Below are 5,550 nucleotides of genomic sequence, written 5' to 3'. Positions count from 1 at the left end.
ACAACCAACATCCTTAAAATGCTCCCTGAAAAATCAGGGACGCATAAAAACAAATTTGGCAGGGGTCAGTTTTGGACGCCGATAACCCCTAAAACAGGGTCAATATTGCAGGCCGTTTCACATCCAAGCGATGGTGACCATCGAGGAGTACATAAGTGTCATCAAGAGGCATGACCAGCACCGGATCGAGATCATCAACCCGTTTCAAGGCTCGGTGCAGTTCGCTGAGGTGGTGTTCGGAGAGTGCCTCACCTCGCACCTGAAAGGCTTCAGGGCAGAGTTCGATTTGGCCGAATGGGAGGCGTGGAGGGCATTCGATAGGACCAGTGACTGGGCACCTGCTTGCGAGCTCATTGAGAGCAATCGACATTCCGTCCTTTTGGGTACTTTCTTCAGGAGTTCCTGGTGGTGGTGGGGTTTCGGTGGTTTCTGGCATATTTCCTTTTGTTGAGGGATCTTGTGCGAAATTGCTCTACTGAGGGGAATAGAACGGCGACACCAATAACCTAGTTATGGCCTCGACGTCTCATTCCACCCTGAGGCAACTTAACAGTAACCGCTGTTCTGCCCCCACGTTGTTTCGCCTCCCTCGATCTGTGATCGGCTGATCATGTTGGATCGAGAGGGAGTTTCTCCATGGAGACTACGATTGAGGTTCTCACGGATGGGCGTGATGCAGGTAGGCCGCGCCGTTGGCCAGACGATATGAAGGCACGGATCGTTGCGGAGAGCTTGCGCCCGGGCGTGACGGTGAATGAAGTTGCCGGCCGTTACGGTCTGAAGCCGAACCACCTGTCAGCCTGGAGAACCCTGGCACGGCGCGGCAAGCTGGTTTTGCCGGCTCCGGAAGATGACGTGGAATTTGCAGCCATGATTGTCGCGGCGCCGGATGAACGTGAAGCCGCCATCGAGACCGAGCGCCCTGAGATCCTTATCGGCCGCATGACAATCCGTTTGGAGGCAGGTGTGTCCGCGAAGCGGATTGCAGCCGTTGCCCACGCGCTCGGCAAGCTGTCCTCATGATCTTTCCGTCGAACCGGGTGCGGATCATGGTGGCGACAAAGCCCGTCGACTTCCGGAAGGGGCATGACGGGCTGGCAGCGCTGGTGAAGAACGAACTTCGCAAGGACCCGTTCACGGGGACGGTGTTCGTTTTCCGGTCACGCCGGTCAGATCGGCTGAAGCTCATATACTGGGATGGCAGCGGTCTGGTGATGACCTACAAGCGCCTTGAGGACCATGCCTTTACCTGGCCGGATATCAGGGACGGCCTGATGTCCCTCACGCACGCACAGTTTGAAGCTCTGTTCGCAGGACTGGACTGGCGGCGCGTTCGCGCGATCACCGCCCGGGCTCCAGAGACCGTTGAATAGCTGCGGCACGATGACTCGGGCACTTGTTTCCACAAGCGGATCATGGCCGGATTTGATAGACCCGACCCATGCTCACCACCGCTGACTTGCCAGATGATATCGCTGCCCTGAAGGCAATGCTGATTGCCTCCGAGGAGCGCAACATCCGCAAGGATGAGCGGATCACGCGGCTGGAAAAGCTCGTTGCCGCATTCAAGCAGGCGGCCTTCGGACGCAAGTCCGAAAAGCGCGATCCGGATCAGTTCGACCTGGCGCTTGAGGATCTGGAAACAGCTATTGCGGCGATTCATGCCGAGGAAGAGACAGACAGCCCCGGCGACAAACGAGCTTCCAAACGACGTGCGGCCAATCGCGGGGCTTTGCCCAAGCATCTTCCCCGTGTTGAAGAGGTCCTTGAGCCGGACAGTCTGACCTGTTCCTGTGGCGGCTGCCTGCACCCGATCGGCGAGGATGTGTCCGAGCGGCTGGACGTGATACCGGCCCAGTTCCGCGTCATCGTTACCCGCCGACCGAAATACGCCTGCCGCTCCTGCACCGATGGCATCGTTCAGGCTCCAGCACCAGCGCGGCTGATCCAGTCTGGCCTGCCGACCGAGGCCACGATCGCTCACGTTCTGGTCTCCAAATACGCCGACCACCTGCCTTTATACAGGCAGGCGCAAATCATGAGCCGCCAGGGCATCGATCTCGACCGATCGACACTTTCCGACTGGGTCGGCCGGGCGGCATTCGAATTGCGTCCCGTCTTTGATGCGTTGATCGTAGACCTGAAACGGTCCACCAAACTGTTCATGGACGAAACCCGGGCTCCGGTGCTTGATCCCGGTTCCGGCAAAACCAGGACCGGATACTTTTGGGCCTTGGCCCGGGACGATCGTCCGTGGAACGGCGGAGCGCCGCCCGGTGTCGCATTCACCTACGCACCTGGACGCGGAGGACACCATGCCGAACAGATATTGCAGGACTTCTCGGGAGTTTTGCAGGTCGACGGCTATGCCGGATACAATCGGCTCATCGCGCCTGATCGGGTCGGACCGGATATCCGGTTGGCCTATTGCTGGGCACACGCCCGCCGCAAGCTGGTTGAGATCACCCGGACTGGCTCCGCGCCGATTGCCGAAGAAGGCGTAAAACGCATTGGCGACCTCTATCGCCTCGAAGCCGAACTGCGCGGGCTTGAGCCCGAGGCGCGTCTGGCCGGCCGGCGGGAGCGTGCATCACCGCTCATCGCCGATATGGAAACATGGCTCACGCATCATCGCGCTCGTGTCGCCGCCAAATCGCCCCTGGGTGAAGCCCTGAAGTATATCGCCAGATACTGGGAGGGCTTGTGCCTGTTCGTAAGCGACGGGCGGATCGAGATCGACAACAACACCGTCGAACGCACCATCAGACCCATCGCACTCAACAGAAAAAACGCTCTCTTCGCCGGTCATGAAGCCGGAGCTGAAAACTGGGCGGCAATCGCTTCACTCATCGAGACCTGCAAGCTAAACACTGTCGATCCGCAAGCCTACCTGGCAGCCACGCTGACCGCCATTGTCAACGGCCACAAACAAGGCCGGATCGATGAACTCCTGCCATGGAATTACCCCGCCAAGGTGTGAGAAAAACACCGCTTACAATCGAAGCGGCTGAGGCGGAACTGCCTTTTGATGTTCCATCCGGTCGCGTCGAAGCGCCGAAAACCAAGCCTGTACGTCAGCCGCTTCCGGACCACCTGCCGCGACACGAGATCGTCCACGATCTGGGTGAGCGTTCCTGCCCATGCTGTGGCGGGCGTGACTTTTTCAAAAGCGGAAGGGGCATCACCGAGGTTCTGGACTACGCCCCGCGTCCTTCCGTGTTGTGCGCCATGTCCAGCCGCGCTTTGTGTGCAAGGGTTGCGACACGGAGATCACCGCGTCCATGCCGTCGTTGCCGATCGAGCGCGGCAAGCCCGGCCTGGGCCTGATCGCACATGTGCTGACTGCCAAATATTGCGATCACCTGCCGCTCTATCGCCAGTCGGAGATTTACGCCCGCGAAGGCGTTGAGCTGGCCCGCTCGACCATGGCCGATTGGGTCGGCAAGGCGAGCGTATTGATGGCACCGTTGATCGAGACCCTGCGCGCTCATGTCTTTGCAGGGAACCGGTTGCACGGGGACGACACACCGGTTCCGGTGCTGGCGCCCGGCAAGGGCAAGACGAAGACCGGCAGATTGTGGACCTATGTCCGCGATGGCCGGCCGTATGGTTCAAAGACGCCGCCAGCGGTCTGTTACTTCTACAGTCCGGACCGCAAGGGCGAACATCCGACGGCTCATCTCAAACACTTCCGGGGCGTTCTCCACGCCGATGGCTATGCCGGGTTCAAGGAGCTTTATGAGGCGAAGCCGCCGAAGGTCCTGGAAGCAGCCTGCATGGCGCATGTCCGGCGCAAGTTCTTCGATCTGACGGGAAACGGACCAGCGCCGATTGCCGGGGAAGCCTTGCAACGCATCGGCGCTCTGTACGATATCGAAAAGGCCATCCGGGGTACGCCGCCTGATGAGCGGCTGAAACTCCGTCAGACCAAGAGCAAACCGATGTTCGAGGCCTTATGCCATTGGTTGAAGGCCCGTCTTGCCGAGGTGTCCGGAAAATCCGGCACGGCGGAGGCGATCCGCTATGCCCTGAACCGCTGGCAGGCCCTTGGGCGCTTCCTTGAGGACGGCACCATTGAGATCGACAACAATGCGGCGGAACGCTCCATCCGTCCGATCGCCCTTGGGCGCAAGAACTGGCTGTTCGCCGGTTCGGACAAAGGCGGCGAACGGGCCGCCGGCATCCTGTCGCTGATCGAGACCGCCAAGCTTAACGGGCTCGATCCGGAAGCCTATTTGCGCGATGTGCTGAACCGCATCGCCGATCATCCCATCAACCGGATCGGTGAACTCCTGCCGTGGAACGTCGCTGCCAAAGGATGCGTGCAATGAACACCAAGGTTCCCGATGCAGCCCGCCTGCGCATTACGCTGCCCGATCTCAACCCCGCACCCTGGCGTGTGATTGAAGTTCCGCTGTCCATGACCTTCAAGGGATTGCACGATGCCATCCAGGCGGCCTTCCTGTGGTTTAACTGCCATCTGTGGGAATTCGATGTCGCCGGCCGGCGCTATGGCCTTCCGCTCGATGACGGCCTCGGCTTTGAAAAAGTCTACAACGCCAACACAGCGCGCCTAGCTAAACTGCGCGACAGTGGTATCTCTGAATTCCTCTACACTTACGACATGGGTGACAACTGGGAGCACCATGTCGAGGTTCTTGAACTGTTCGATATGCCAACCGGCGCCCGTTTGCCTGCCCTCATCGACGGAAAATGGCGCGCACCTCCCGAGGATATCGGCGGCGCTCCCGGCTTCGAAATGTTCCTTGAGGCCGTGGCCGATCCGAACCAAGAAGAACACGAAAACCTCGTCGACTGGTACGGACAGCCGTTCGATCCAAACGACATCGAGCCCGAGATCGTCAAAATCCAAATGGACCGTCTTACCAATATGCGAAGGCCGAAAAAATAGGCCAACGATCCTTCACCGGCTTGCTGTTACCCATAAGTTGTGTTCGGTCTGATTTACCCTATTTATCTCGAAGAATCCGCCGTGATTCATTCTCTGGCACCTTCAGGCAACAGGGTGTGAATATGGAGCATGATTGGGTGGAAACAGAAACATCCGGGTGTGATCTCGGCGATGCACGACTTAATCGCCGCTTGGGGTCGATGCTCACCGCGCTGGCTGAGCGGCCGGGGAAATCTCTGCCCACGGCGTTTCAGGACTGGTCGAATACCAAGGCTGCATACCGGTTTTTCGCAAACGGAAACGTCAGCGAAGATAAAATTCTTGAGGGCAATTTTTCTGCTTCTCGCCTGCGATTTCAGGCGACCACAGGGCCGATCCTGATCCTGCAGGACACAACGGAATTTTCCTTCACACGGACGGCTCCCGAAAAAATCGGGTTCACCAAGACCTCCACTGGCCGGAAGGAAAAGGACGGACGTTTCCGCCAACACACTCTTTGCGGCCTGTTGAGGCATGCTAGGACCTGTTGACAAAGTGGATTCCCAAATCAGCTGAGCTGTGATTCAAGACTGTCTTTTAGGAGGCAGTCTTGGCACGTGGCGATTTGACGGACGCAGAATGGGAATTGATTGAAGCAT

Annotated in this window: 8 protein-coding genes; 7 read left to right on the top strand and 1 reads right to left on the bottom strand. The window is 58.6% G+C overall.

The annotated features are described in order from the left end of the window. Positions 1-88 precede the first annotated feature (88 nt). Entirely contained in the window at positions 89-370 is a 282-nt protein-coding gene (locus M0H32_RS29820) for a ParB N-terminal domain-containing protein (RefSeq protein WP_425607382.1), read from the bottom strand. Between the two features lie 266 nt (positions 371-636). Between M0H32_RS29820 and M0H32_RS29345 the strand changes: the two genes are divergently transcribed. From M0H32_RS29345 to M0H32_RS29320, 7 genes are all read left to right on the top strand, one after another. Next, a complete protein-coding gene (locus tag M0H32_RS29345) occupies positions 637-1,023 on the top strand; it encodes a transposase (protein WP_248160306.1) in 387 nt (128 codons plus the stop codon). Further along, positions 1,020-1,373 (top strand): IS66 family insertion sequence element accessory protein TnpB, encoded by a 354-nt coding sequence (gene tnpB, locus M0H32_RS29340; protein WP_248160304.1) that lies wholly within the window; start codon positions 1,020-1,022, stop codon positions 1,371-1,373. The genes M0H32_RS29345 and tnpB overlap by 4 nt, the downstream gene beginning before the upstream one ends. 68 nt (positions 1,374-1,441) lie before the next feature. Further along, positions 1,442-2,980, top strand: coding sequence for an IS66 family transposase (gene tnpC / locus M0H32_RS29335; RefSeq protein ID WP_248160302.1), 1,539 nt, complete (start codon positions 1,442-1,444; stop codon positions 2,978-2,980). Continuing rightward, positions 2,956-3,327 (top strand): IS66 family transposase, encoded by a 372-nt coding sequence (locus M0H32_RS29815; RefSeq protein WP_425607381.1) that lies wholly within the window; start codon positions 2,956-2,958, stop codon positions 3,325-3,327. The genes tnpC (M0H32_RS29335) and M0H32_RS29815 overlap by 25 nt, the downstream gene beginning before the upstream one ends. Next, positions 3,222-4,331: an IS66 family transposase gene (gene tnpC / locus M0H32_RS29330; RefSeq protein ID WP_425607380.1), complete on the top strand. Its 1,110-nt coding sequence runs from the start codon at positions 3,222-3,224 to the stop codon at positions 4,329-4,331. The genes M0H32_RS29815 and tnpC (M0H32_RS29330) overlap by 106 nt, the downstream gene beginning before the upstream one ends. Next, entirely contained in the window at positions 4,328-4,912 is a 585-nt protein-coding gene (locus M0H32_RS29325; RefSeq protein ID WP_248160299.1) for a plasmid pRiA4b ORF-3 family protein, read from the top strand. Before tnpC (M0H32_RS29330) ends, M0H32_RS29325 begins: the two co-directional genes overlap by 4 nt. Before the next feature lie 137 nt (positions 4,913-5,049). Next, positions 5,050-5,442 (top strand): IS4/Tn5 family transposase DNA-binding protein, encoded by a 393-nt coding sequence (locus tag M0H32_RS29320; protein ID WP_248160297.1) that lies wholly within the window; start codon positions 5,050-5,052, stop codon positions 5,440-5,442. Positions 5,443-5,550: the final 108 nt, after the last annotated feature.

The organism is Roseibium sediminicola, from assembly GCF_023156505.1.
GTDB lineage: Bacteria > Pseudomonadota > Alphaproteobacteria > Rhizobiales > Stappiaceae > Roseibium > Roseibium sediminicola.
This window is presented reverse-complemented; position numbering and strand designations above follow the sequence as displayed.